Source organism: Methanosarcina horonobensis HB-1 = JCM 15518 (assembly GCF_000970285.1).
GTDB classification, from domain to species: Archaea; Halobacteriota; Methanosarcinia; order Methanosarcinales; family Methanosarcinaceae; genus Methanosarcina; species Methanosarcina horonobensis.
The window spans coordinates 1,712,593-1,737,185 of record NZ_CP009516.1 but is presented as its reverse complement, the minus strand read 5'-3'; the positions used below and the strand labels follow the sequence as shown (position 1 = coordinate 1,737,185).

General features: G+C 40.1%; 19 protein-coding genes and 2 pseudogenes. 7 read left to right on the top strand and 14 right to left on the bottom strand.

Annotated features, from left to right (window positions below):
* Positions 1-443 precede the first annotated feature (443 nt).
* The 3 genes from MSHOH_RS07650 to MSHOH_RS07640 form a co-directional block, all read right to left on the bottom strand.
* Positions 444-854: a potassium channel family protein gene (locus MSHOH_RS07650; protein WP_239451266.1), complete on the bottom strand. Its 411-nt coding sequence runs from the start codon at positions 852-854 to the stop codon at positions 444-446.
* Between the two features lie 144 nt (positions 855-998).
* Positions 999-2,114, bottom strand: a complete 1,116-nt coding sequence (gene tnpB, locus MSHOH_RS07645; protein ID WP_048138645.1) for an IS200/IS605 family element RNA-guided endonuclease TnpB — start codon at positions 2,112-2,114, stop codon at positions 999-1,001.
* A 367-nt stretch (positions 2,115-2,481) separates the two neighbouring features.
* Positions 2,482-3,498, bottom strand: a complete 1,017-nt coding sequence (locus MSHOH_RS07640; protein WP_048138643.1) for a cache domain-containing protein — start codon at positions 3,496-3,498, stop codon at positions 2,482-2,484.
* Between the two features lie 388 nt (positions 3,499-3,886).
* On the opposite strand from MSHOH_RS07640, the gene MSHOH_RS07635 reads away from it, so the two are divergent.
* On the top strand, positions 3,887-4,663 hold the full coding sequence (locus MSHOH_RS07635) for an exodeoxyribonuclease III (RefSeq protein WP_048138641.1): 777 nt from the start codon (positions 3,887-3,889) through the stop codon (positions 4,661-4,663).
* A 407-nt stretch (positions 4,664-5,070) separates the two neighbouring features.
* Positions 5,071-5,295, top strand: coding sequence for a hypothetical protein (locus tag MSHOH_RS07630; protein ID WP_048138640.1), 225 nt, complete (start codon positions 5,071-5,073; stop codon positions 5,293-5,295).
* Positions 5,296-5,451: 156 nt separating this feature from the next.
* Here MSHOH_RS07630 and MSHOH_RS07625 read toward each other — a convergent pair whose 3' ends face one another.
* Complete coding sequence (locus MSHOH_RS07625; protein WP_239451265.1) at positions 5,452-5,655, bottom strand: type II toxin-antitoxin system RelE family toxin; 204 nt, start codon at positions 5,653-5,655, stop codon at positions 5,452-5,454.
* Positions 5,656-5,704: 49 nt separating this feature from the next.
* On the bottom strand, positions 5,705-5,896 hold the full coding sequence (locus MSHOH_RS07620; RefSeq protein ID WP_048138638.1) for a DUF7557 family protein: 192 nt from the start codon (positions 5,894-5,896) through the stop codon (positions 5,705-5,707).
* A 214-nt stretch (positions 5,897-6,110) separates the two neighbouring features.
* Here MSHOH_RS07620 and MSHOH_RS07615 point away from each other — a divergent pair, with 214 nt between their 5' ends.
* Complete coding sequence (locus MSHOH_RS07615) at positions 6,111-6,461, top strand: hypothetical protein (protein WP_048138636.1); 351 nt, start codon at positions 6,111-6,113, stop codon at positions 6,459-6,461.
* A 750-nt stretch (positions 6,462-7,211) separates the two neighbouring features.
* Here the strand turns inward: MSHOH_RS07615 and MSHOH_RS07610 are convergent.
* Complete coding sequence (locus tag MSHOH_RS07610; RefSeq protein WP_162197615.1) at positions 7,212-8,336, bottom strand: hypothetical protein; 1,125 nt, start codon at positions 8,334-8,336, stop codon at positions 7,212-7,214.
* Positions 8,337-8,964: 628 nt separating this feature from the next.
* A complete protein-coding gene (locus tag MSHOH_RS07605; RefSeq protein WP_048138633.1) occupies positions 8,965-9,480 on the bottom strand; it encodes a flavodoxin domain-containing protein in 516 nt (171 codons plus the stop codon).
* Between the two features lie 561 nt (positions 9,481-10,041).
* On the opposite strand from MSHOH_RS07605, the gene MSHOH_RS25065 reads away from it, so the two are divergent.
* Positions 10,042-10,203 (top strand): MscL family protein, encoded by a 162-nt coding sequence (locus MSHOH_RS25065; RefSeq protein WP_239451264.1) that lies wholly within the window; start codon positions 10,042-10,044, stop codon positions 10,201-10,203.
* 811 nt (positions 10,204-11,014) lie between these two features.
* Here MSHOH_RS25065 and MSHOH_RS22035 read toward each other — a convergent pair.
* The 4 genes and pseudogenes from MSHOH_RS22035 to MSHOH_RS07585 all read right to left on the bottom strand — a co-directional run.
* A pseudogene (locus MSHOH_RS22035) lies at positions 11,015-13,696 on the bottom strand (PAS domain S-box protein); the annotation flags it as partial.
* Between the two features lie 78 nt (positions 13,697-13,774).
* Positions 13,775-14,293: pseudogene (locus MSHOH_RS25975) on the bottom strand (MEDS domain-containing protein); the annotation flags it as partial.
* A gap of 918 nt (positions 14,294-15,211) precedes the next feature.
* Positions 15,212-16,327 carry an IS200/IS605 family element RNA-guided endonuclease TnpB gene (gene tnpB / locus MSHOH_RS07590; protein ID WP_048143271.1) on the bottom strand — a complete coding sequence of 372 codons (1,116 nt, stop codon included), beginning with the start codon at positions 16,325-16,327 and terminating at the stop codon, positions 15,212-15,214.
* Between the two features lie 254 nt (positions 16,328-16,581).
* On the bottom strand, positions 16,582-17,079 hold the full coding sequence (locus tag MSHOH_RS07585) for an MASE1 domain-containing protein (protein WP_239451366.1): 498 nt from the start codon (positions 17,077-17,079) through the stop codon (positions 16,582-16,584).
* Between MSHOH_RS07585 and MSHOH_RS25055 the strand changes: the two genes are divergently transcribed.
* Positions 17,015-17,215: a hypothetical protein gene (locus tag MSHOH_RS25055; RefSeq protein ID WP_239451414.1), complete on the top strand. Its 201-nt coding sequence runs from the start codon at positions 17,015-17,017 to the stop codon at positions 17,213-17,215. The genes MSHOH_RS07585 and MSHOH_RS25055 overlap by 65 nt on opposite strands.
* An 86-nt stretch (positions 17,216-17,301) precedes the next feature.
* Positions 17,302-18,762: a PAS domain-containing sensor histidine kinase gene (locus tag MSHOH_RS22030; protein ID WP_052730757.1), complete on the top strand. Its 1,461-nt coding sequence runs from the start codon at positions 17,302-17,304 to the stop codon at positions 18,760-18,762.
* A gap of 188 nt (positions 18,763-18,950) precedes the next feature.
* Here the strand turns inward: MSHOH_RS22030 and MSHOH_RS07575 are convergent, their stop codons facing one another.
* Positions 18,951-19,607: a DUF2284 domain-containing protein gene (locus MSHOH_RS07575; protein ID WP_048138630.1), complete on the bottom strand. Its 657-nt coding sequence runs from the start codon at positions 19,605-19,607 to the stop codon at positions 18,951-18,953.
* A 140-nt stretch (positions 19,608-19,747) separates the two neighbouring features.
* Here MSHOH_RS07575 and MSHOH_RS07570 point away from each other — a divergent pair, with 140 nt between their 5' ends.
* Positions 19,748-20,200, top strand: coding sequence for a universal stress protein (locus MSHOH_RS07570; protein ID WP_239451263.1), 453 nt, complete (start codon positions 19,748-19,750; stop codon positions 20,198-20,200).
* A 272-nt stretch (positions 20,201-20,472) separates the two neighbouring features.
* On the opposite strand, the gene MSHOH_RS07565 is transcribed toward MSHOH_RS07570, so the two are convergent.
* Both MSHOH_RS07565 and hdrA2 read right to left on the bottom strand, forming a co-directional pair.
* Complete coding sequence (locus tag MSHOH_RS07565; RefSeq protein WP_048138628.1) at positions 20,473-21,945, bottom strand: 4Fe-4S binding protein; 1,473 nt, start codon at positions 21,943-21,945, stop codon at positions 20,473-20,475.
* Positions 21,942-24,323 carry a CoB-CoM heterodisulfide reductase HdrA2 gene (hdrA2, locus tag MSHOH_RS07560; protein WP_048138626.1) on the bottom strand — a complete coding sequence of 794 codons (2,382 nt, stop codon included), beginning with the start codon at positions 24,321-24,323 and terminating at the stop codon, positions 21,942-21,944. Before hdrA2 ends, MSHOH_RS07565 begins: the two co-directional genes overlap by 4 nt.
* Between the last annotated feature and the right edge of the window lie 270 nt (positions 24,324-24,593).

Sequence of the window (24,593 nt, the reverse complement as noted above, 5' to 3'; positions counted from 1 at the left end):
ATTAGTTTTTACGTCCTTTTTTGCAGATTTTTCCGGTGCCGGAGCCTTTGCATTTCCACATGCAGCTCCTGCCTTTGGGGCTTTTTCAGTTGCAGCATTTTTTGCTATAAAAACACCTCATGTCTAATTTTTTATATGAGTAAGAATTATACTCTTTTAAATATATATATTAGTTTTCAGTAAAAATGTTCATCTATTGAAGAAGTTCTTATTGAATCGAATTATTAAACTATAATTGAACTTACCGATATAGAATTAGTATACCATGGGAAACCGTACTACCTTCAGGCTTCTTAACCCGAAAAACAGACTGTTGAAAAGAAATACTGAATAAAAGACGAAACACCGGACAGCATGAAAATGAGAAAAAAATAATCGTCCTGAACTCCCATTATGTTTATTTGGCGATGATATCCACAAGTTCCAATTTTTGAGAATAAATCTTATCTTTTTCCAAGCTTTCCAATTACTCCAGAGAAATCAAATTCGTCTTCAGATTTTTCTTTTTTCTGCACTTGTTTCTCCAGGCGTTCCAGTCTTCGATCTACTAAAAACTCTCCAATTGGTGTAATAAAACCAATAAGAATTCCCAGCCCAAAGAAAATATAGATCATAGTAAAAATTTTTCCGTAAACAGTTTGAGGTGTGAAGTCCCCATACCCCACAGTTGTCAGTGTGATAACCGAAAAATAAAGAGAATCAAGCAAGCTCCAGCCCTCAACAGAATGGTAGAAAAAAGTACCCATGGCAAGGGTAAAAAGAACAAGAAACAGGAGAGAACGAAACCTGGGATCTTTAAGCAGCACTGTTAATGTCCTTACAATCACCATAATAGGTAAAAGAAACTGAATCATAGCCTTTCCCCCTCAATATGTCTTCCTTCAAGACGTGAACTACCCCTCCCTGCTTTCTGATGAAAGCGAGGAAGTGTCTTCTTGCTTCATCCCTCGAACTACCGTTCGCAAGTCCACAAGCTCATCCCCTGCGTTCCATAGGTGTCAGATAACTATAAGATTTTGATCTTGAAGAGAGAACTTTTTGATATTGATTGCAGCATTTATGTCTCTGTCATGCTTTGTTTTGCAATCAGGACACGTCCACTCTCTAATATCAAGAGTTAGATTGGAATTGTGATACCCACAAACATTGCATAATTTAGAAGATGGCTCAAATCTTCCTATTCGTAAAATGGTTTTTCCCAACCATTCAGCTTTATACTCTAATTTTGTTACAAAACTACTCAACGAAGCATCGGAAATAGACTGAGCCAGACAATGATTTTTTACCATACCTTTAACATTCAGAGTTTCCAGCGCAATAGCTTGGTTCTCGCTAATCAGTCTGAAAGAGAGTTGATGCTGGAAATTATTTCTCTGATTGCTAATAGTTTCATGGATTTTTGAAAGATGCTGTCTAGCCTTATTCCTATTCTTAGAGCCTTTAACTTTTCTCGATACTCTTTTTTGGAGAGCTTTCATTCTTTTTAGAGAATTTTTAAGGTATTTTGGATTTTCAACCTTTTCTCCATTTGATAGAACTGCAAAATCTTTGATGCCTGCATCAATACCTATTGTAGTTGATTCTGAAAAGTTCTGCTTTTCAGGAATATCTTTTTCATTATCTACAAGGATACTGATATAATATTTTCCTGTACTTGATCTTGAAATTGTTGCGGTTTTAAGTTTGCCTTCAAACCTTCTATGAAGTATGGTTTTAACTTCACCTATTTTAGGAAGCTTAATTATCTGCTTCTCAAAATCTACCGCATAATGTTGAGGCATTTGATATGATTGAACCGGATTTTTCTTAGACTTGAACTTAGGAAATCCGGATTTCTCTCTAAAGAATTTAGTAAATGCTGATTCTACATTTACTAAAGAGGCAAGTAGAGCCTGTGAATTAGCTTCTTTTAACCATTCATTAGAAGGTTTTACTTCATGGACTAAAATGTGCTGTAAATCAAACCTCGATATTGATTTCCCAGTTTGTTCATAAGTTTTTATCTTTTGTTCTAAAGCCCAGTTATAGACAAATCTACATGCACCAAAATGAACTTGTATCATTTCCTTTTGTTTTTTGCTAGGGTAGATTCGATATTTGTAGGCTTTTAACATACTATACATTATGCGTTTTAAAAAGATATATAGGTTCTGTTAAACTTAATATAGTGAAGTTGACGGCTTTCATCCCCCACCTGTCGCTTCGCTCCGAGGAAGGGGAGACTTCCCGCCTTAAAGTTAAAGAAGCCAGAAGAGAATCCAGTATAGCCCTGTCCTGATCAAAAAAAATCAGTTAAGTACCGAATATATGCGGTAAAAAGAACCAAAGCCAGAAGGATAATATGTTCAGGCTCTGGATAACCTTCATACATGATTATATATTCAGTTTTTATATATCAAGCTGGCCCGAGCCTTCTAGTGCTTAATTTAGCCAGAGTTAAGGTTTAGTTCCAAGGGCTTTTGTTCGTTCACTTTTCGCCTTTTATTCGAAAACTTTAGTATTTTTCTCTGACCATCCGGGCTGGTTTATGGCAAGGAACTTGAGGGTGATATTTCCTGTGTTGTATGTAGTTTGAACGGCGCCTGCAGGGATGTATATAACTTGGTCCCGGTGCAGTTCAACAGGGATTCCGTCAATATAGAGAATGCCTTCTCCTTCAAGGATATAATGGACTTCGGGGTTTCTCATCAGGTGGGGAGCATTATTTTCTCCGGGTTCGATAACTGCGTGGGCAACGCTGTAATTCAGGTCAATGTTTTTATCAATGTTTCCGGGGTTTAGTAGCTCTGCAACATGGATATTTCCAGGCTCTTCAAGGTATTTGCAGTCGCTAAGGTTCCTGCATATTATATGGTCGTCCAGATAGAAACTTGATCCTACGATGTAAGCCCGTCCTTCAAAGGTAGCTTTCTTAACGAAAGTAAGCCTGCGGGATGGTTCGGAATTTCCTGGTTCCTTCCAGTTGTAATCTACCCAGCCCTCTCCAGCTTCACTCTGGACTGTTTCTATGAAGAGTTCTCCTATGGGCTTTCCGTCTGCATCAAGAAGCCCTTTCATTTCTTCTCCTTCACTGCCTGTGTCCTGAGGGCAGACTACCTGAGTCCCGTTTATTGTCCAGACAAAAATACAAAAGTTATGATCGTTCCAGGGGGATTCAGCTTCCCTGAAAGAAGGAAAAAGCTTTTCTCCCTGTGCTTCAAGAAGTCTGACTGTGGCCCTAACTTTATTTTCGATGTTTCTTCTCTCGTTTGCCATCTCACTCTCTCCTTTTGCAAGAGTGAGAGAGTCTGGAGGTGCAGGTTTCATGACAGCCTGTTCTTCGGTTATGTTTTCTCCTGCAGCCTTAGCTTCTCCGGTTACTCCCGAGGGAGAATCGCTTACGGTATTGTTTTCGAGCTCTTCTGCAACTGCTGTCGGTTCGTCATGACTCCCGCAGGTAAGAATGCCCAGAATAAGTGCAACTGCAAGCATTCCACAGATAATTCTAATTAAATCCATATGACTTCCTTATTTTTCTGGCTTGTGATTCTAGGTTTTGAAGCTGCTTTTCAGAATATATTTAAATATATGCTTATAATAATTGTCAGAAGTATTATTTTATTTTTTCACTATGTTTATGCAGGAACTTTTAAGAAGCTTTAAAAAGCCTATATCTACTTGGACCCTGGTAACCTCATTATAAATCAGGGCTTTTACGGCTACATCGCTTCTATTCAGTGATTTTTTTATGGCTCTATGCCTTATGTTCCATCCTGAATAACTTTATATCGATTTGAACTGAAACATCCGGAAAGCGTAAGAATAAGTAGAGAAGAATAAAAAGAGGTAAAGGTGAAAAAGAATAAAAAGAGAGGTAAAGGTGGAAAAATAATAAAAGGAGTAAAAAATGCCGGAAAAATACAACCTTATTTCCTGGAACGTAAACGGTCTCAGGGCTGCCGTCAAAAAAGGCTTCCTGGACCTTTTACTCGAGCATAGATTTGATGTTGTATGCATTCAGGAGACAAAAGCCTCTCAGGATAAGCTCCCTCGTGAAGTCAAGAATATTCCAGGCTACTACAATTATTTTGTTTCCGCAGAGCAGAACGGTTACAGCGGGGTCGGAACATTTTCAAAGAAAAAACCCCTGAATATTGAAAAGGGCATGGGTAGCGAGATATTTGACAGGGAAGGCCGCTTCTTAAGAACCGATTACGAAGACTTCGTCCTTATGAACATCTACTTCCCTAACGGCAAAGCCTCCCAGGAACGCCTGGACTACAAAATGGCATTTTATGATGCCTTTTTAGATTACGCAAACGCCCTCAACGCCGAAGGCAAAAAACTTGTTATCTGCGGGGATGTTAACACTGCCCATAAAGAAATCGACCTTGCTCGCCCAAAGCAAAACGAAACGATATCCGGTTTTCTTCCCGAAGAGCGGGAATGGATGGATAAGTTCCTTGCAGCCGGATACCTTGATACTTTCCGCATGTTCAATAACGAAAGTGGAAATTATTCATGGTGGTCAATGAGGACTCAGGCTCGCGAAAGAAATGTTGGCTGGCGGCTTGACTATTTCTTTGTCAGTGAAAATCTCAGGGAATATGTAAATTCCGCCCTTATTTATCCTGAGATTACAGGTTCTGACCACTGCCCGGTGGGACTGGAGCTTGAATTTTAAGTTTGACTTTATTTGACTTTGTTTTTCAAATTTTTATTATTTTTCCAGGATCTACCCCTCAAGCTTTTCTATCTTTTTTATCTTTTCAATTATGACCTCAGGCTTTTCATGAAGTGAAGTACGACATCTGTTCAATGAATTGAAAAGGATTGGACAGCCCACCGCTCCATAACCTGTCCCAGAGGGCGTCTATTTTTGACTTTTTTTCGGGTGGGAGTCTCATGGGATCACTTATTTTTTAATTTGTTCTGAGCGTTAGTTTCGGATATTGGGTTTTAAATGTTGTGCTTTGTTTGGAAAATGATAGCTAATATATCAGAGTAACCGATAGAAATTATAGGTATCCAACTAAAATTACTTATTGAAGTGATAAATTTAAATGACTGGAAATCATGCGGTCTGATAGGATGCACAAAACTTTCAGAGAATTTAACGGCAAAATGTATATACTCGACGAGTTAAGCTACTTCGGGCTTGATAAATCCAATGCCGAGAAAAGAAAATCCATGATTAAAAAGAGTGGGCTCGGAGTCAGATGCGTAAAGAAAGCAAACGGCAAATACGTAATATACCGCGAATATGCCGGCGATATAAATAAGGAAGACGGCTCTTCGCTGTTCAGAGTGGGGTAAATACTTTCTTAGTTACAAGTTTCCAGGTCAAAAAATAAATATGTAGTTGAGATACGATTTTCAGCAACAAAGTCAAGCCGCTTACAGTTAAATGTTGTACATTTATAATGCTGATGGCATGGAAAAACTCACTCAAAGCCAGCCATATCCCTTTTCTCACGGAATTATTTCAAGAACAAAAATTGTATTGTCTTCTACTGCGTAAATAACTCTATAATCACCGACTCGTAAACGATAGAGATCTTCTCTTTTTTTCGTTCCTTTCAGCTTTTTTATGCCGGCATGGGATCGACTCTTGAAAGGGTCTGTTTCAAGGCTTTTTATTTCTGATTTAAGCCTCTCTTTCGTCTCTATATTCAAATCAAGCAGGAATTCACTGCGTCAGGATGCAGCCTTATCTTGAAACCCATCAGACTTCATCCAGACTCACAAACTTCTCTTTTTCTTCAAGTTTTTTGTACTGGCGCTCCATGAATGTCTCATAATCAACTTCGTCCATCAGGCGCTTGAGAATTTCGTTGTAGGTTTCCCCTTTCATGCCATATTTCTTCAGCCTGTCTCTTACGTCTTTTGTGACCGGAATTGTGGTAGCTTCACTCATAATGCTCTGTTAGATTATTAGAGTTATAAGAACTTATAAGTTATTATTAATTACTTTTAATTAGCAGTTCCTGAAAAATCTAATTAAAAATTGAAAAAAGCAAGTAATTCGGGGCGAAAATCAAGGAACATCCATTCCCATGTTTCCTATATTTTGTGTCTTCAGTGGTTTAATTTTCAACTTTTAACTCTCCAAACTCTCACCGGTCGTATCTGTGACCGAATTTTTAAAAAAACGGTTCTGTATAGCGAATAAGGTTGTATGGGTTAGAATCAGGATTAAGGGTTTCGAGCCTGATTTTTTTCAGGTTAGATTCTATCAAGTAGATAAAGAAGAACTTGAAGACAGCACAAAAGAATCCCTGGACCTAGCACATGTTTTTCTTGGAGAAGGAGATGAGGAAGAGTCGGGAGACTCCGGCTATCTGGCAGAATTGGCTGGAATCTCCAGGGAGTATGCAAAAGCTCTCTCAGACCTTAACCGGAACGAAGAGGCAGAGGAGTTTACTGCAAAATCAGAAAAAATATTGGGGAAACTGGCTGAAGATGATAATGAAGAGTCATAAACTTTCTCCAACATCCCTTCAAATCTTCCAGGAAATCCGGGGCTGGTTTTTGTCTTTTGGAAAAGACCTCTCCTGCGTTGAGGCGATGAAAATAGCTCAGCATTAGATAAATTTCTACAGGTCAGGAAATATCCTTCTACCCCCGAAAAAGGACTTTTTAATTCACTTGGGATCGAAAACCTCCGCCAGCTTGTCTGGCGGCCCTTCCCATAAAGAAGAAAAAAGTGGAAGGAAGCACAATAAGTAAAAAGGAGAAAAAGGAAGCTTGAGAACGCAAAAAGGAGTGATAAAAGCGGAATTCAATTGGGTTGTTATTTGGCGATTCTCTTCTTTTTTATCATTTTATAGGAAAGACCGCTCTCCTGCGTCGAGCGTGACAAGAATGGTTTGATAAGCCTAATAAGGTTTTAGGGTCAGAGTTCAAGATTCAATTCTTACGTTTCAACTTCGAGAACAAACTTCGACCTGTCACCAACGCCCCATCCCTGCTCCTTAAGCAAAACATCTATTTTTAATTTCCTCGTCTGAAACTCGTTCAGGTCGAGCATTTTCACCCTCGAAATGTCTAAATAACGAAAGATTATTTTATCATATTATATTTGCTTATATTAGAGGATTAGGGATTAAATCTACGTATTCGTTAATAAATATCAATACTTTTAGATATTTTTAATTTTGTCTTTAATAAAGAACAATTTTGATAGGTTTTAATCGTTGCTAATTCTTTAATAAATCTAAAAATTATAATAATTAAACACCTACAATAATTGTCATGACTCCAATATATATAATAAAAAAAATAATCATTCGTTTTTGAGATTTTGGAATACTCTTTAGTATTAGCTTCAAACTAACATTTTTCTTTTTTAGTGACTTTGAAGGATTATTAAGATCATAAATATAACCCTTACTAACATTTATTTTCTCTTCTGATACTGAAGAATTTTTAAGTTTATCAACATCATGCTCGCTAATCTGATCTATAAGTATTGCTTTCCAGAAGATGTAATTTGCATAGTAACTATGGAATCCTCTCTCCAATTGATAGAGAGTTTTCAAATTGTATCTGAATAGACAAATTGAAACTGCTAAGAATATCCATATTAATAGAAAGCTAAATCTATTTTTTTGAACTGACTCCATTGTCAAGTCTAGTAAAAAACTGTACTCAATTGTTTGTTGAGATATGTTCTCTATTAAATATCTTATGCCAAATATGATGACAGGTCCAGTCGCTAAAATAAAACAAAGAGCGCACATTGCAAAAAAAGTGCCATAAACCAATTCCCAATATGTTTGTGGTTTGCCGAAATCTGAGAGAGCTTTACTATAATTAGTATTATTAATAGTATATTTAGTATTGTCAGTAAATGTGAGTTCATGTAACGGCTCCATATTGAAACCAAATATTCTAAAAAAGTATTCGATCTTATTTACTAGCGCTAACTCTTCCCACAGTTTTATCCTGCCTATATGCTGCTTAATAAGTTTCTCCCTATCTCGACCGTACTCTCTATATCTTTTAAGTGAGTTTTCCCACCCTATATATTTTCCTTCGTTTATTCCTAAATTAAAATCTTCTAATAACTGGTAGTACCCAACAATTCTGGTTACTGTTACTGCTTTGTTGAAAAATATACAAGATATTGGAAGAATTATAACCAGTGGAATCAAATATACAGAATTAACTCCAATATTTGTTTGTATAAATGGATCAAATGGAGTTACATCTCCAAAATTCCCAAATAGATATGAAAAAATAGCTCCTACTGAAGCTACAGCAATCCCTATGTATCGAGTTTGACAGTCTTTTAAAGCCTTTAATTCATCTCTTAGTAAGTTTAATTCTTCTCTCATAAGTTCGTCTCTAACCATAAAATTTTGTATTGAAAGGTTTGTATATGAAATTTTTTATTTTTTGCATTATTGAGGTATTATCTTTTTGTATTCACTTACACCTATCTAAACAAAGATTTACAATAATTAAGAAACGTAGCTTTTGGATTTTGTTTTTTGCTAATCTATTGTAAAATAATACTTTTTAAATAGTGAGTCAATTTCGTAAAAAATATAAACATTAAAGCTGTTGGAGTTAAGTTTTTTAAAGTCTTCAGTAACGAATAACTTACAGTTTCATTTTTAGTTTTCATATTTTTATATTCATGGAACTAAATAAGATAATAAAACTGAAAATTATTTGTTCAAGCTTTAGTATAAAATATTAAATGAAGTTGTAAAGAAAAAATTGAGACTATAAAATTAGTGTGAAAAGGAATAAAGAAAATCTAACTGAGAGGAGAGAAAAATAGAGAAACGGATATCATGTTGCAGAGCCACAATTCTACTGTAAAATCTGCCCTCATTTATTCTGATATTATGGGTTCTGACCACTGTCCGGTGGGGCTGGAACTTGAGTTCTAATTTTGACTCTTTTGCCTTTATTTCAGCCGGGTACTTTAGCCTTCTTTTTTCCTTTGAATCCCTGTTACTGCGGCATAGCAGGCTAAAACTGCGTAGCCAGGCTACTAGCCCATGCACGAATTGCCTTCCAGTCCCGAACATCGCTTGCTGGCACATTGTGTAAGGGGCTTGCTGGCAGTTTGACAAGTAAGTTGTCAGTAAAATGTAGGTTATGCGGGTCGAACTTGCCTCCAAATACTTCTATATCAACAGGTCTAAGCCAGGGAAACTTTGCAAGCTCTTTATCAAGCTGAGCACGCACTTCCTTCCACTCCTCCTCTTCATCACTCAATGGGCCGAGTGCAAAAACCGCAACTGGGAGCTTTGTGAGGGCCTCATGGTGCCGCGAAAGGAAAACGTGCGCATCTTTGTGCCAGTGCATAAGATAGAGTGGAGAGCCCAGCACAACTGCGGAATATTCTTCGAGTGACTTTACTTTTTTCATGGGCTCAAGGTCTACCGCAAGGCCGTTTTCACTCAATTTTTCCGCAATTGACTCGGCCACTTCCTGTGTTGAGCCATATTTGGAAGCACAAGCCACAAGAACTCTGGTTTTCATCTGAATCAATCCCTCCGTTAATTGTTATTTTTGGCTCCTATTACTTGTCATCTTCGGATACAGCTTCCAGTAGGTATTGTTGTCATGTCTGAAGTTGTCATGTCTGAATTATCTCTCCAGTAGCTGAGCTTTTACCAGCCATATGTTCTCCCGAAACCCTGAAAAGATATAGATACAGGAATTTCAGGTTGCATAATCAATTCCCAATCTCTGGCTTTTTTAGGGCGAAAGTTTGTATGGGCTTAACTTTTCAATTTTTGATTATTATCGTGAGTATTCAATTTCTGCATCGATTTTTATATTCTGTTTCCGGTCATGAAATAGGCGTTTTAAGCTTATCTGTATGGTAAACTTCAGGCTAATTTTTTCTTTTTTGTTTTTAAGGCATTATTGCTTAATTCTAAAGACTTAAGTCCGAATCATAAGCTTTCACGTAAATTCCAGTTCAACAATCGGCTCTGAATATCTGAAGAAAACATACAGAGAATATATCCTAAAAAATAATAACTATTAATTTTATTTTTTTACTCTTATGTGTTGAAATGTTTGAGGAGAAGTACAGTGAGACTTATTGGCGAATTTAAAGAGTTCCTTTATGAGTACAAAGTAATTCCCCTGGCAATTGCTTTGATTATGGGTATCACATCTACAGCTTTCATAAAATCTTTTGTAGACAACATCATCATGCCTATCATAACACCTTTTGTCCCAGGCGGAGCCTAGAGGACGGCAACACTTGAAATAGGACAAATAGTACTGGGGTGCTTTTCTTGGAGAACTGATTAGCTTCGTTATTATTGCATTTGTAGTCTTTGTTATTGCAAAAAAGGTGCTGAAAGAGGAAAAAGTGGCTAAAAGGTAACTAAAAAATCTTGACTGTTTAATGACTTTTGATCTTTTCTCTCTTTTCTTAATGTTTTCCTCTTTTTCGATGAAAGGAGTTCTCCTTCGCCGGGCGTGACAAGAAAGGTTAAGCATGGAACACGGTTGTAAGAATTAAAATTTAAGATTCAGGATCTCGAGTCAGTTGTTTATGATTCAATATACTAAAACTTCATTTTAGGAGATCGGTTATCCTGTAAAAACTTTCTACGTTGTCAAGAATAGAGTAAACGGCATCAAAAGAGTAAATGACATCAAAAGAGTAAATGATATCAAAAAGAATTGGTTAAGAAGAACCCCAGAGACACTGAATCCGTACCGTATCCTTCGATACAGCCTCTTCGAATATTATGCTCCCCCAAGCAAATCAATTCGAAGAAAGAACCAGTGACTTCCAGGTGATTCTTTTACGCGGCTTTTGTAGTAGGTCCAGTTTATTGTAGTAGGTTCCAGTTTACTCCTCTATCTCTTACTTCCCAACTCCGTAATATAATAATGACATAAGTTATTTTAAATTAATTATATCAAAAATTGTTTTTGAGCAAATAATATTTTCAAATAAAAAATTTCAAAGAAAGCGTAGATTTTAATTTATATATTTTGCTGGATCACTCTTCATCACACAAATTTAGGATTGATAAAAATTGCTGGCTCACTTCTCGGGCAATTCTTCTATACTTCCAAACCAGATAGTGAATTCTGTTCCTTGATCCCTTCTAAGCTCAATTTCACCGTCTAACTGATCGACAAGGGTAGTGACAAGTTGCAGACCGAGTGTGTCCGGGTTTTCAAAATCAATATTTTCTGGAATGCCGACTCCATTGTCTGAGACTACTAAAGTATACCTTGTACATTTTCCCGCAAGTTCTTCTATATTGTTTGGTTCACTTCTGGTCTCTTCGCTGAAGAGTTTGACCCGGATTTCTCCTTTTTTTCTGTTTTGAAATGCATACTTGAGAGAATTAGAAACAAGCTCGTTAACAACCATCCCTAACGGAACTGCAGTGTCCATATTAAAGAAGATGCCTTCTTCAAGGTCTGTATCTAAATTGATATCTAAATTTCCAAGCCTGTATGTTTGGAAAAGGTTCTCAACGAGTTTCTCAATATAAGGCGAAAAGTTCAGGGTATCGAGCTCTCCACCTTTATACAGTTCTTCATGAATAAGAGCCATAGATATAACTCTGTCCTGGCTTTCTCTAAAGGCTTCCAAGACTTCTGAATCCATAATATCCTTTCTGCCTTTGAACTGTTCAGCCTGAAGGTCAAGAAGTGAGGAAATCACCTGCAAGTTATTCTTGATCCTGTGGTGAATTTCTTTTTTACGGGCGGTCTCAATATTCGCCAGAATATTTTCAGCTGCTTTTCGCTCGGTAATGTCGGTGAGCATGCTTATTGAGCCCATAAACTTGCCATCCTTATCAAACAGAGATTTAGCGTTTATAAGTACCCATAAGGATGAGCCATCCTTACGTATTAATTCCAGCTCGTAGCTTTCATTGACACCCTGTCATCTATTTTCCATACGTTGTCTGGCGGAAGCCTTACTTTCTTTGCGGATGAAATCCCATATCGGAAGGCCAATACCTTCTTCCGAATTGTACCCGAGCATCTCCATCAGTTTTTTATTATAGTAAGTAATCCTGAGTTCAGAATCGATTACCAGTATACCTTCATTTGCTATTTCTACAATATTGCGGTATTTTTCCTCACTTTCACGTAGTTTTTCTTCTGCCTTTTTGCTCTCGGTGATATCAGTCATCATGGCGAGATAGCCTTTAAACTTGCCCTTCTTATTAAAAAATGGTTTAGTGGTGATGTGTACCCATATATCTGAGCCGTCCTTACGTATTAACTTCAATTCGTAACTTCCACTGATCCCCTTCCGCCTTTTCTCAAACTCTTTTTTGGCAACAGGCAGGCTTTCCTCGGGAACAAAATTCCATACGGGTCTGCCTATAATTTCGTCCAGACTATACCCGGACGTTTCCATCATCTTATTGGCGAAAGTAACTTTACCTTCATCGTTCACAAAGTATATGCCTTCGTTTGAGGTTTCGACGATGTTGCGGTATTTTTCCTCGCTTTCACGCAATTTTTCTTCTGCTCTTTTACTTTCGGTTGTATCTCTGGCAATAGCTGAGATAGACACCAACTTTCCATGCGAATCAAAAACCGGAGAAAGAGTTAATGAGACGTTTATTATTGTGCCATCCTTTCTCAACCGTAGGGTCTCATAGTTATGGACTATTTCTCCCTGTTTAACTTTTTCACCTAACTGTTCTATTTCTCCTTTACGATTATCCGGCTCAATTATCGCTATGTTTTTTCCCAGAATTTCCTCAGCAGAATAACCATAAACCTGCTCTGCCCCTTTGTTCCAGCTTGTAATTATACCGTCAAAGGACTTGGTTATAATGGCATCATTTGACGATTCCACAATATTCGCTAAGCTCTGAATTTTCTCTTCTGATTTTTTACGTTCAGTAATGTCCTGAACTATTCCCTTTACCCGGACAGGAATGCTTTTCTCATCAAAAATAACCTCGGTTTGTGTGTAAACCACACGTTCTTCGCCATTAGCACGGATAATCCGATAATCGATGCCCTCAGAAATGCCTTCTGACCTTTTCTTAATGATTTTATCTATAATGTCTCGATCTTCAGGGTGTATATAATTTAAAAATTCGTTAAGACACGGAGCCGGTTCTTGAGGATTAAGTCCGAAAATACGATACATTTCATCAGACCACTGTGCTTCATCAGTTGCAACATCCCACTCCCAGTTCCCAATGTGAGCTATTCTTTGAGCTTCAGCAAGACTTTCTTGACTTTCCTTTAACGAATTGTAAGATTTTTCAAGCTCTGCCGTACGTTCTTTGATTTTCTCTTCCAAAGTATCATATGCCTTTTTAAGGGCTTCTTCTGCTCTTTTGCGCTCTGTAACGTCAATATTCATCTCGAGAATCATGGGCGAATTGTCAATATCGGTGAACGGGATATCGTAGACATCAATTACGTTTCCGTCAGGGGTGACAACCTCCCAGTGGTGGGGCTGACCGGTTTCAAGCACTTTATATGCTTCGCAGAACTCACATGATTTGGTGTTCCCAAAACAAAATTCATAACAGTGCTGACCACCTGGCTCGCCGAACTTTTCACGGAAACTGCGGTTTGTAAAGACGACGTGATGGTCAGGTGTTAGCAGAGCTATCATTGCCGGAAGCGCATCCAGCACGTCAAAAAGTCGCTTCCTTTCAACTTCTACAGCCCTGGCAACCTTATGACGTAGTTCTCTTTCCTGTAGTGTATCTTGTACGGGTTTCAGATCTGTAGTATTCTTTCGCGTGAAACCTTCTATGTACTCCCACTTTCCTTTTCTTCTGATCAAAAACATTTCATGGTTGGAAACCACATCAACAGTCTCTGTTACGTTACACATATCGTGACAGTAAGTACACAGAAGTATTATCCTGTTTTTGTTGAGGAAAGAATCCAGTCTTTCCTCATAATCAATGAAATCACTCCAGCTTTCCTTTTCCAGCCAGCAGACACTCTCCGTCGCTCTCAATCCATCATAGCCACTGATCAGAGCCTGGTTGAGTTTCTCAGTCCAGCTGTCCAGAACTTCCTGAGAATCGAAACTACCCTTTTTTAAGAACCAGTCAGCATACGGAATAAGTTCTATTTGCCCCTTTTCCAGATAAACATTGAAATCGGGAATAGCACTTCTCAATGTTTCTTTTGCTTCTTCTACTTCAAAGGTCTGTGATATTATCCATACACAGAGTTCATTATTATCCAGACCTGCTCTAAAATATGGAATAATTATGTCCATCAGGTCTTCTTTTGTCTGGCAAAATTGACAGAAATGTGTCCCCCAGGGTATGTCACCAACAGCATCAACACCAGAAACTCTAAGGTTACTCATGTTTCTCTCCGATAAAGGTATAGAGCGAAAAAAAACTCTTATCTCAACGTCTTTACTTTATCTAAAGCCGCAAATCTGTTTTATCTAATGTTGAACGTATTTTTGAAAAAATTCAATTTTATTCTATTGCACTAATATAATTTAGTGCATATACAAGTATGTTTGAATAAATAGTTATCTGTAGAACTTTTTACAAATATAAAACTACACTTCTACATACCTAAGAACCCTGTCAAAAGAGTAATAGACAAAACATGACGACCTGTTCCGACAAACTCCTAAATTATACAAACTCCCAAAATTTGTAATTAGACAATTAGAGCAACATACTTTTAATATCTAAGTCTAAATTGGAAGATATATAGATAATAAATAGGCTTAGACTGGTTTGAAAACATTAAGAAAGGTACAGTAAAAGGGCAGCAGAAAAAATTATGTGAAGAGAAGCCTAGTAACAAAAATTTGTTTTCAAACAAAAAATAATTTAAGGTAACTTATTTTAATGCCGATAAAATATTCAACATTATATAATTTTCCAATTATATTGAAATTTCAAATTAGAAACAATATTTCATATCAATTATGATATATATAACCCTGTCATTATATATATCTAGATTAAGGGTAATAGGGTTTCCTCTTAATCTATGGGTTGGATCGCAGGTAGGGACCTGAGAATAGGGACTCAGACCCTACTATCTACTTCTAAACTGATTACTTCTAAACTGATTTTTCAGACATGACATCTCAGAGCAAGCATTTTAATTTACGCTGTTTGCTGGAGCATCCTGTTTTGTACAAACACACTGTGAACTACCCCTCCCTGCTTTCTGATGAAAGCGAGGAAGTGGCTTCTTGCTTCATCCCTCGAACTACCGTTCGCAAGTCCACAAGCTCATCCCCTACGTTCCGTAGGTGTCAGATAACTATAAGATTTTGATCTTGAAGAGAGAACTTTTTGATATTGATTGCAGCATTTACGTCTCTGTCATGCTTTGTTTTGCAATCAGGACACGTCCACTCTCTAACATCAAGAGTTAGATTAGAATTGTGATGCCCACAAACATTGCATAATTTAGAAGATGGCTCAAATCTTCCTATTCGTAAAATGGTTTTTCCCAACCATTCAGCTTTATACTCTAATTTTGTTACAAAACCACTCAACGAAGCATCTGAAATAGATTGAGCCAGACAATGATTTTTTACCATACCTTTAACATTCAGAGTTTCCAGCGCAATAGCTTGGTTCTCGCTAATCAGTCTAAAAGAGAGTTGATGCTGGAAATTATTTCTCTGATTGCTAATAGTTTCATGGATTTTTGAAAGATGCTGTCTAGCCTTATTCCTATTCTTAGAGCCTTTAACTTTTCTCGATACTCTTTTTTGGAGAACTTTCATTCTTTTTAGAGAATTTTTAAGGTATTTTGGATTTTCAACCTTTTCTCCATTTGATAGAACTGCAAAATCTTTGATGCCTGCATCAATACCTATTGTAGTTGATTCTGAAAAGTTCTGCTTTTCAGGAATATCTTTTTCATTATCTACAAGGATACTGATATAATATTTTCCTGTACTTGATCTTGAAATTGTTGCGGTTTTAAGTTTGCCTTCAAACCTTCTATGAAGTATGGTTTTAACTTCACCTATTTTAGGAAGCTTAATTATCTGCTTCTCAAAATCTACCGCATAATGTTGAGGCATTTGATATGATTGAACCGGATTTTTCTTAGACTTGAACTTAGGAAATCCGGATTTCTCTCTAAAGAATTTAGTAAATGCTGATTCTACATTTACTAAAGAGGCAAGTAGAGCCTGTGAATTAGCTTCTTTTAACCATTCGTTAGAAGGTTTTACTTCATGGACTAAAATGTGCTGTAAATCAAACCTCGATATTGATTTCTTAGTTTGTTCATAAGTTTTTATCTTTTGTTCTAAAGCCCAGTTATAGACAAATCTACATGCGCCAAAATGAACTTGTATCATTTCCTTTTGTTTTTTGTTAGGGTAGATTCGGTATTTGTAGGCTTTTAACATACTATACATTATACGTTTTAAAGAGATATATAGGTTTTGTTAAACTTAATATAGTGAAGTTGACGGCTTTCATCCCCCACCTGTCGCTTCGCTCCGAGGAAGGGGGGACTTCCCGCCTTAAAGTTAAAACTTATTTATTACCGTGGGAGTGCAAGAAGGTTACGAATACCTTGCTCTCTGGGTCGAAGATGAAGTGGCTTCTTACCTCATTTCATTTTCGATTTAAATTTTAAATCACCGCTTCTTTGTAATAATCAGATCCAGTAATTCTGGACGTAAGATTTTGTCTGCTGGATATATGGAGTAATGTACCTGAGGCAGAAGGGTACGATCACCAGGGTAGTAATAATGTTGCCGGTAAACCAGTTTTGAAATGTAACAAAAAACTCTGTCCCTGGGACCATGCCGACAACGACTATGGTTAAGGCACCCCATAGGGCCCCAATAAGATTGTTAAGGAAACAGCCGAACAAAAGGAATATCCCCCAATCTCTTTTCGTCCTCAGCCTTATATTAGCTTTGAAGTATGCAAAAGCTGTCAGAGGTATGAGAGCCTGCCAGAGATCGGCAGTTGACCATATAACGTTCAATGAAAAGGGCATATCGGCAAGGACTCCTGCTCCTATCATGCAGCCAAGATAGGCAGATAAAACTCCCCATATTCCGTACCATAGGGCAAAAACGATCATGAAAGCGACTGCAAAATACATACTGGATACACCTGGTGCAGGAGAGATTGGAGAGGTTACCACTGCAAATCTTGACAGAAGGGAGTTTACCAGTATAAGGAAAAGAAAAATATTCAGATGTGTTGATATCGATTCCATATTGGGGATTATATCTTCTCCTCTAATTTTTTACATAATTGATGTGTGGCCAATCCTCTAAAAGAGATATCGGTAATGGTATAAATATATATATAACATTCTTACTATATATCATATCTGCGGCAGATCTAAAATAGTTATATCGGCATGGCAGAGATTTATTATTTTTCTGAGGCTGCATTACTGGAAGTTATGGCAATGAAAAGCGATCAAGAAGACATGGATCCACTCCGACTGAAGGAATGGTTCTCAAAACCATATTCTGTGGCTGTGACAACAATTTTGCTTTTTCTTCTGGTCTTTTATCGTGCCTGGTTGTATATTGCAAATTGGCTTGAAAGTGTCCTTGTAAATGGACTTACTCCCGGTGATGTAACTTTTATTAAGGCACTTACATTTATTCTGGTCCTTCTGACTGCCAATATATTTCATATGATTCTTAGCAGGCAGGTAGGTCTTTTGAGAACTGTCGAAGATCAGGAAAAAAAACTTTTTCTATGTGAACTGAAATTTCAGAATTTTATTGACAATGTGCCGGATGTCGCAGTCCAGGGCTTTGATCCCGATTGTACTGTAATTTACTGGAATACAGCAAGTGAAAAAATGTATGGCTATCCCAAAAATGAAGCCATTGGAAAAAAACTGACTGAACTCATAGTCCCCAATGAGACTGAAAATGATTTCTTAAAAATAATCAGTTCCATGGAAAAAGATAGAACTTATGTCTGTGCATCGGAAAATACTTTTTTAACTAAGAAAAAGGAAAAAATTCCCGTATTCTCCAGTTATTCGGGAGTCCAGATTCCGGAGGATCGGCTTGAGATCTTTTCAATGGAAATAGACCTTACAGAAAGGAAAAGAATGGAACAGAGCCTCCTTGAAGCAAAGGAAGCTGCTGAGGCTTCAAGTACTGCTAAAAGCAAATTTCTGGCGAGCATGAGCCATGAAATTCGAACACCTTTAAACGCAGTCATCGGATTTTCCGATCTGTTGATTAATAACTTCGCAGGCCCCTTAAATGAAAAGCAGATGAGGTATGCAAAAAACATATCCGTGAGTGGTAGGCATCTTCTTGGCCTTATCAATGACATACTTGACCTGTCAAAAGCAGAATCCGGAAAGATGGAAATCCAGTGCCAACAGGTTTCGGTCTCCCTGATAGTCAGGGAAATAGTCGAAGTTATGAGGCCGGTTGCAAACCACAAGGGAATAACTATAATTACCGATATCGAACCTGATGTCGGCACAATTGAAGCAGACATTGGTAAGTTAAAACAGATCCTGTACAATCTCATAGGAAATGCAAGCAAATTCTCAAATGACGGGGGAAACATTACCATAAGAGTCAGAACAGCTGAAAAATTTATGCAGTTTGAGGTTGAAGACCAGGGCACAGGAATAAAAGAAGAAGACCTGCCGAAACTGTTCAAACCTTTTTCCCAGGTCCTCGGGTCCGAGGAAGAGAAGCATGAAGGCACAGGCCTGGGTTTATCCCTTGTCAAGAAACTGGTTGAACTCCACGGAGGGGAGGTATGGGTCAAAAGTGAATATGGAAAGTACAGTATCTTCGGTTTTAGCCTGCCACTTCAACGTCTTGCCATCGAGTAAGCAATTTTTTTCTCGGTGTAGGTTCAGTTCTTCTTCGACGTTTTCCCTTCCCGTATCGCGCATATCTGAAGCCGGCCCGGCTGTGTTCGATATTCGATCGTTGGGACTAAATCTCCCAAAAGCTAACAGAATCTATTCCCCTTATTTCAGTAGTAAAAAATAAATTAAAAAGAGAAAACCGAGTTTTTTCAGTCCAGCAATATCAATGTATACGGCACCGGAGCCGTATCATCCATCGGAAACTTCTGAAGCTGGCTGCCGATTTTTTCCAGTGTTTTGTCCATCCTTACCCCGAGCCCCATAAGGCATGGCCTGCGCAGGGTTGGGTGGTGGCATGGTCCGTTTGCGCCAGCGCAGTTTACGCCGGAATAGTCTTTTGTTGCACACCATGTGCACATACCAGGAAAGGTGGCAAGAGCAGTATTATACCCGAGAGTCCAGGCGAGTTTTTCAAGTTCCAGAACTCCGGGCTGAATAGTTTCTTTTCGGTCTTTCATTATTGTTTTCAGATTATTCTGGAACTGCTGTTTTACAGCTTCATCTCCAGGAGGAGAAGTGCTGAATTTCACGAAGTTTTCGCTGACCTCCTGGGAAAAAACGTTATCTGAGTTCCATTCCACGAGAAGGGCCCATTCATAGTCAGCAAGCATTTTTTTGAATTCGTCCACTGTCGGGATAAAAGGAGGACAGACCCGGCTTCCGTAGCCGTTACAGCCAAATATGCACTTTAACACGGTCCGGTCTTCAACAACAATATCCTCTGCAGGGAGAAGCCTGACACTTTTTGCTCCCAGTTCTTTTGCCCTGCCTTCCAGCTGCCTGTAGTTTTCGTTGCTTATCTCCATAGTTTATACCATGTAATCCTAGCAAAAATAGTTTTTCCGTACTGAGAAGGCTTAAAAGCCGAATCTTCTTATTCATTCACTTTCTAAACCCCGATTAAATTATATTTCTTGCAGGTGCATAGAGTAGTTGGGGATTCTGTGTGAAAACTGTCAACTTTAAGAAAATAATGATCGCAACCGACGGCTCGGTCTGTTCCAGGATGGCTGCTAACAACGCGATAGAACTTGCCCGCCTGAGCGGAGGGACTGTTTATGCAGTCTATGTAGTATCTACAGACTATTTTTCTTCAATGGCAGTAGATCTGGACTGGGAAAGAATGCGCGAAGCCTTGAAAAAAGAAGGGAACCAGGCTGTAAACTACGTAACAGGAATCGGAGAAATGGAAGGGGTTAGAGTAGAACCTGTCCTGCTTGAAGGGCACCCTGCTGATGAGCTTATCCGGTATGCCGAAGAGGAAGGAATGGACATCGTTGTCATGGGTACTCTTGGAAAAACCGGTCTTGACAGATTGTTTTTAGGCAGCGTAGCTGGAAACATGGTTCGGAACTCAAAAGTACCTGTTATGGTTGTAAAAGAAAAGCGCAGATCCTGAGCTAAAACTTAAAAGATTTATAGAATGACCTTATCACGCCACCTGAATTACGCTTCGGCACCCGAGTTTCGCTTCGGGAGCACGAGGTCCTTTTCGCTGCGCTCAAGAGGACTAATTTTTGGGTTATAAAAGGAGAGGACAGGCTGCAGGCAAGCTGGAAGAGGCACTTTAGAACTCTAAGATCAAAAAAATGGTTTCCGGGGTAAAAAAGATGCTTTTTTACCCGTTAAGGTAGTTTCAAACCTGATTACGTTCCAGGTTTAGCCAGATTTTCAGCTTTCAATTTTCTTTTTCACGGCAGCAGCAGCATTTTCCGGGGAGTCGGTTTCCCAGAGTTTCCTGACCTTTGCGCTCTTAAGAGCAGGCATGAGGGAATCAATTTTTGCCTGTACGGCTGCAAGTGCTTCTTCATCGGTACATGGAGGCTCTATACCCGTGAATTTTTGAGCTTTTAGGGTTTCTGTCTCTCTGAAAACTGCTCTGTCAACTCCTTTCCTTACTCCAGTCTTCAGGGACTCGATTGCATCCCTCCACTGGGAAGCCCAGGGGGTGTCAGGGATTTCAGTGTGGTGGACATCGGTTCTTTCCACTTTTATGGCTGCAAGGTGGCAGGCCTTCACGCAGGCTCCACAGTACATGCAGAAATCTTCGGCAAAAGCAATCTTTCGAGGGTCTTCGGGATCCGTAGGTACGTACCAGAGTTCAGAGGGGCAGACATTGAAGCAGCCGCGGCAGCCCTGAGGGTCGCATTCTTTCAGGTTAAGCTCAATAAGGCTCAGTTTTCCTTCCATTGGTTTTTGCAGGTCAACAGCTTCATAGGGGCAGACAGCCTGGCAGCGGGCGCATTGCGTACATTTCAGGTCATCGACCTTTACTTTTCCTCCTATTTTCGGCGCTTCACAGGGACGTTCCCCTTTAACCTTTATTGCCTCTTCCGGGCAAATGTCCTGGCAGAGTACACAATAGTCACATTTATCCGTATCAACAAGGATCTGCTCGAAGGGCACAGGGTTGTCAGGAGTTGGTTCTCGTTCAAGCAGGATAACAGCGTCACAGAACCTGGCACAGATCCCGCAGAAATTGCATTTGTCAGTGTCGATTTCAATTTCGCCCTCCACACCCTCCTTAAATGGAGCAATCTCCTCTTTTTTAGGGAAGGTGAATTCGACTTCTATTGCGTCCTGCGGGCATGCTCCTTCACAGAGGGCACAGGGAAGGCACTTCTCGTTGATATTTACATATGCATCGTATTTTGGGTACTGCTTTTCATCAGGGATCTCTCCAATGGCTTCAAAGGAAATAGCATGTACAGGGCAGAGGTTTGAGCACATCCTGCAGAAGGTACATTTATCAAGGTCCATCATCACAGGAGGAGCATCAAGCCCGGTTGCAATCTCATGCAAGGGTCCCAGTTCCAGAGCTCTTGTGGGGCAGATCTCCACACAGATCCCGCAGCCGTTGCAGCGCTTATAATCGTAATCAAGGGTTTTGAGGGATTTCTCGGTTGCCTGCGTATAGAGGAAATGGCTTCCCTGCAGATCCATACTGGTCGTAACCGTGATCTTTTCCTGATTTTCGTCTTCTTCTGGCTCTGCCTCTGCCTGCTCCTCAAACTCTTCGGATTCGATATCCTCAATTTCATTTTTTCCTTTTTCGGGCTCTTCGGTTTCTCCGGCTCCGCAGCAGCACCCGCCGCATACCTGAGTTTCCTGCTCCGGGCACTCTTCAGGTTCTTTCTCGCTCACTGTGCCACCTCCTCAACTCCGGTTCCGGCACATTCCTGCTTGAATTCGCTCCCTATTGGCCCTATTTCTTCAAGTTCCTTTACAAACTCGGTAATAGTGTTCGAGAAGCGTTCTCCTTCGGCAGCTGAGATCCAGAGGGTTCTGAGCCTTTTAGGATCAAGCCCTATTTCCTTTATGATTTCCTTTAAGACATCCATACGCTTTTTCGCATCAAAGTTTCCATGTATGTAATGGCATTCGTCCATCCTGCAGCCTGCAACAAGCACTCCGTCAGCCCCACCTTTCAAGGCTTCAAGCACGAATTCCGGGTTTACCCTTGCAGAACACATGGTACGGATGACCCTGATATTCGTAGGATAATGGATTCTGGACATCCCTGTCAGGTCTGCGCAGGCATAACTGCACCAGTTGCACAGGAAAGCCACAATAAAAGGGCTCTGGGACTTATGTGCGGTTGCCTCTCTTACCTGGGCAAGGATCTGCTCGTTTTCAAAGTTCCGCATCTGAATTGCCCCCACAGGGCACGCGGCACTGCAGTCCCCGCAGCCGTAACAGGAAACTTCATCCACAACAGCCTTTTTGTCCTCAATGCTGATCTTTCCGAACTTGCAGACTTCCACACATGTCCTGCAGCCTATACATTTATCCGTGTCAACATGGGCACCCATAGGATCGGCTTCAAGTTCTCCGGTACCGAGAAGCTGCATAACTTTGGAGGCACAGGCACTTCCCTGAGCTATGGAGACCTGAATTTCTTTGGGACCCGAGGCGCAGCCTGCAAGGAAGACGCCGCTTACCGGGGCATCCACAGGACGCATTTTAGGGTGGGCGCTTGCAAAGAAACGATCCGGGCGCCGGGCAAGGTTAAGCATCCTGCCTATTCTTTCTGCGGCTTTACTGGGTTCGTATCCAGTGGAGAGCACAACAAGGTCATGGGCTTCTTCTTCAACGCTGGATTCCAGGGTATTTTCGTAACGGACAACCGGTCTCCCGTCTTCTCCGGCATAGACTTCGGCAACCTTTCCGCGGATGAAGTCAACGCCCATTTCCTGCGTCCTTGCGTAATATTCTTCGTACATCTCGCCTGCAGCCCGGATATCGATATAGTGGATCGTAATGTCAGTATCAGGGTAGCGTTCCTTTATCATCTGGGAATTTTTAAGGGCTGCCATGCAGCAGACTCTTGAACAGTATTCGTTGCCTACGGTTTTGTCCCTTGACCCTACACACTGGATAAATGCAACGCTTTTTGGGGGCTTGCCGGTGGAAGGCACAAGGACTCTCCCTCCTGTCGGTCCTGCAGAGTTCAGCATCCGTTCAAGCTGCATATTCGTTATAACATCGGGATATTTCCCAAATCCGTATTCTTTTTTCCTTGAGGCGTCAAAGAGCTGGTAGCCTGTAGAAACTATTACGGCTCCGGCTTCGAATTCGATTTCCTCCGGCTTCTGTTCGTAGTCCACAGCGTCGGCAGGACAGGCCTGCTGGCAGAGCCCGCAGCCCACACAGTGGTCAGGGTCTATAAGCACAACCTGCGGAACGGACTGGGGGATTGGCATATAGATAGCCCGGCTCTTCCCAATCCCGTAGTTCATGGGGTTTTCGATTTCAACGGGGCAGACCCCGGAGCAGAGGTCAACGCAGCCCTTGCATTTGTCTTCAAGCACGAATCTTGGTTTGCGTTTGACTTTAACATGGAATTTTCCGACCGATCCGGAGATATCGGTAACCTCGGAGTATGTATAAAGGGTAATGTTCGGGTGGTTCTGGACCTCGGTCATTTTGGGAGCAAGCACGCAGATAGAGCAGTCGTTTGTCGGGAATACTTCATTCATCAGGGCCATTTTGCCTCCGATAGTAGATTCCCTCTCGACCATTGTCACGGGAAATCCAGCTTCTGCAAGGTTTAAGGCAGCTTCGATTCCTGCAACTCCTCCGCCTATGATAAGGACATTTCTGCTCGCTTTTGAGCTTGTTGCACTCAATTCCCTGAGGAAACGGGATTTTGCAACTCCCATCCTTATAAGGTCAAAGGCCTTCTGGGTCGCCATCTGGGGATCATCGGCATGCACCCAGGAGCACTGCTCCCTTATGTTTACCATTTCCATAAGGTAAGGGTTAAGTCCGGCTTTTTCCATAACGTGCCTGAAGGTCTTTTCGTGCAGCCTGGGAGAGCAGGCGGCTACCACAACCCTGTCGATTTTGTTATCCTTTATGTCCTTTATGATGCCTTCCTGTCCGGAATCGGAACATAGAAACTGTACTTCCCGGGCAAGCACCACATCTTCCAGTTCATTTGTCATATCTTCAAGGGCTGAAACATCAATTACTCCCGCAATATTCAGTCCGCAATGGCAAATGTAGACTCCGATTCGCATGCTTGTTGACTCCTTTATATCTATGAATCTTCTTAGAGTTTGAGTTCTGATGTACTTTGAGATCTTTTTATTATACAATTTACAGGCTAAATTTTCAAAATTATGATTTCATAGCTTATGATTTTGTAATCTTCTGCGTATAATTCATGCCCGTGCAGAAGAAGTAAGATAGTGCACAGCTCTGGTCCGGAGAATTGTTTGGACGGCCTCAAAAGGCTTTTCTCCAGACTTCTGAACAGCTGCAGGTTTTGTGTTTTATAAATCTCAATA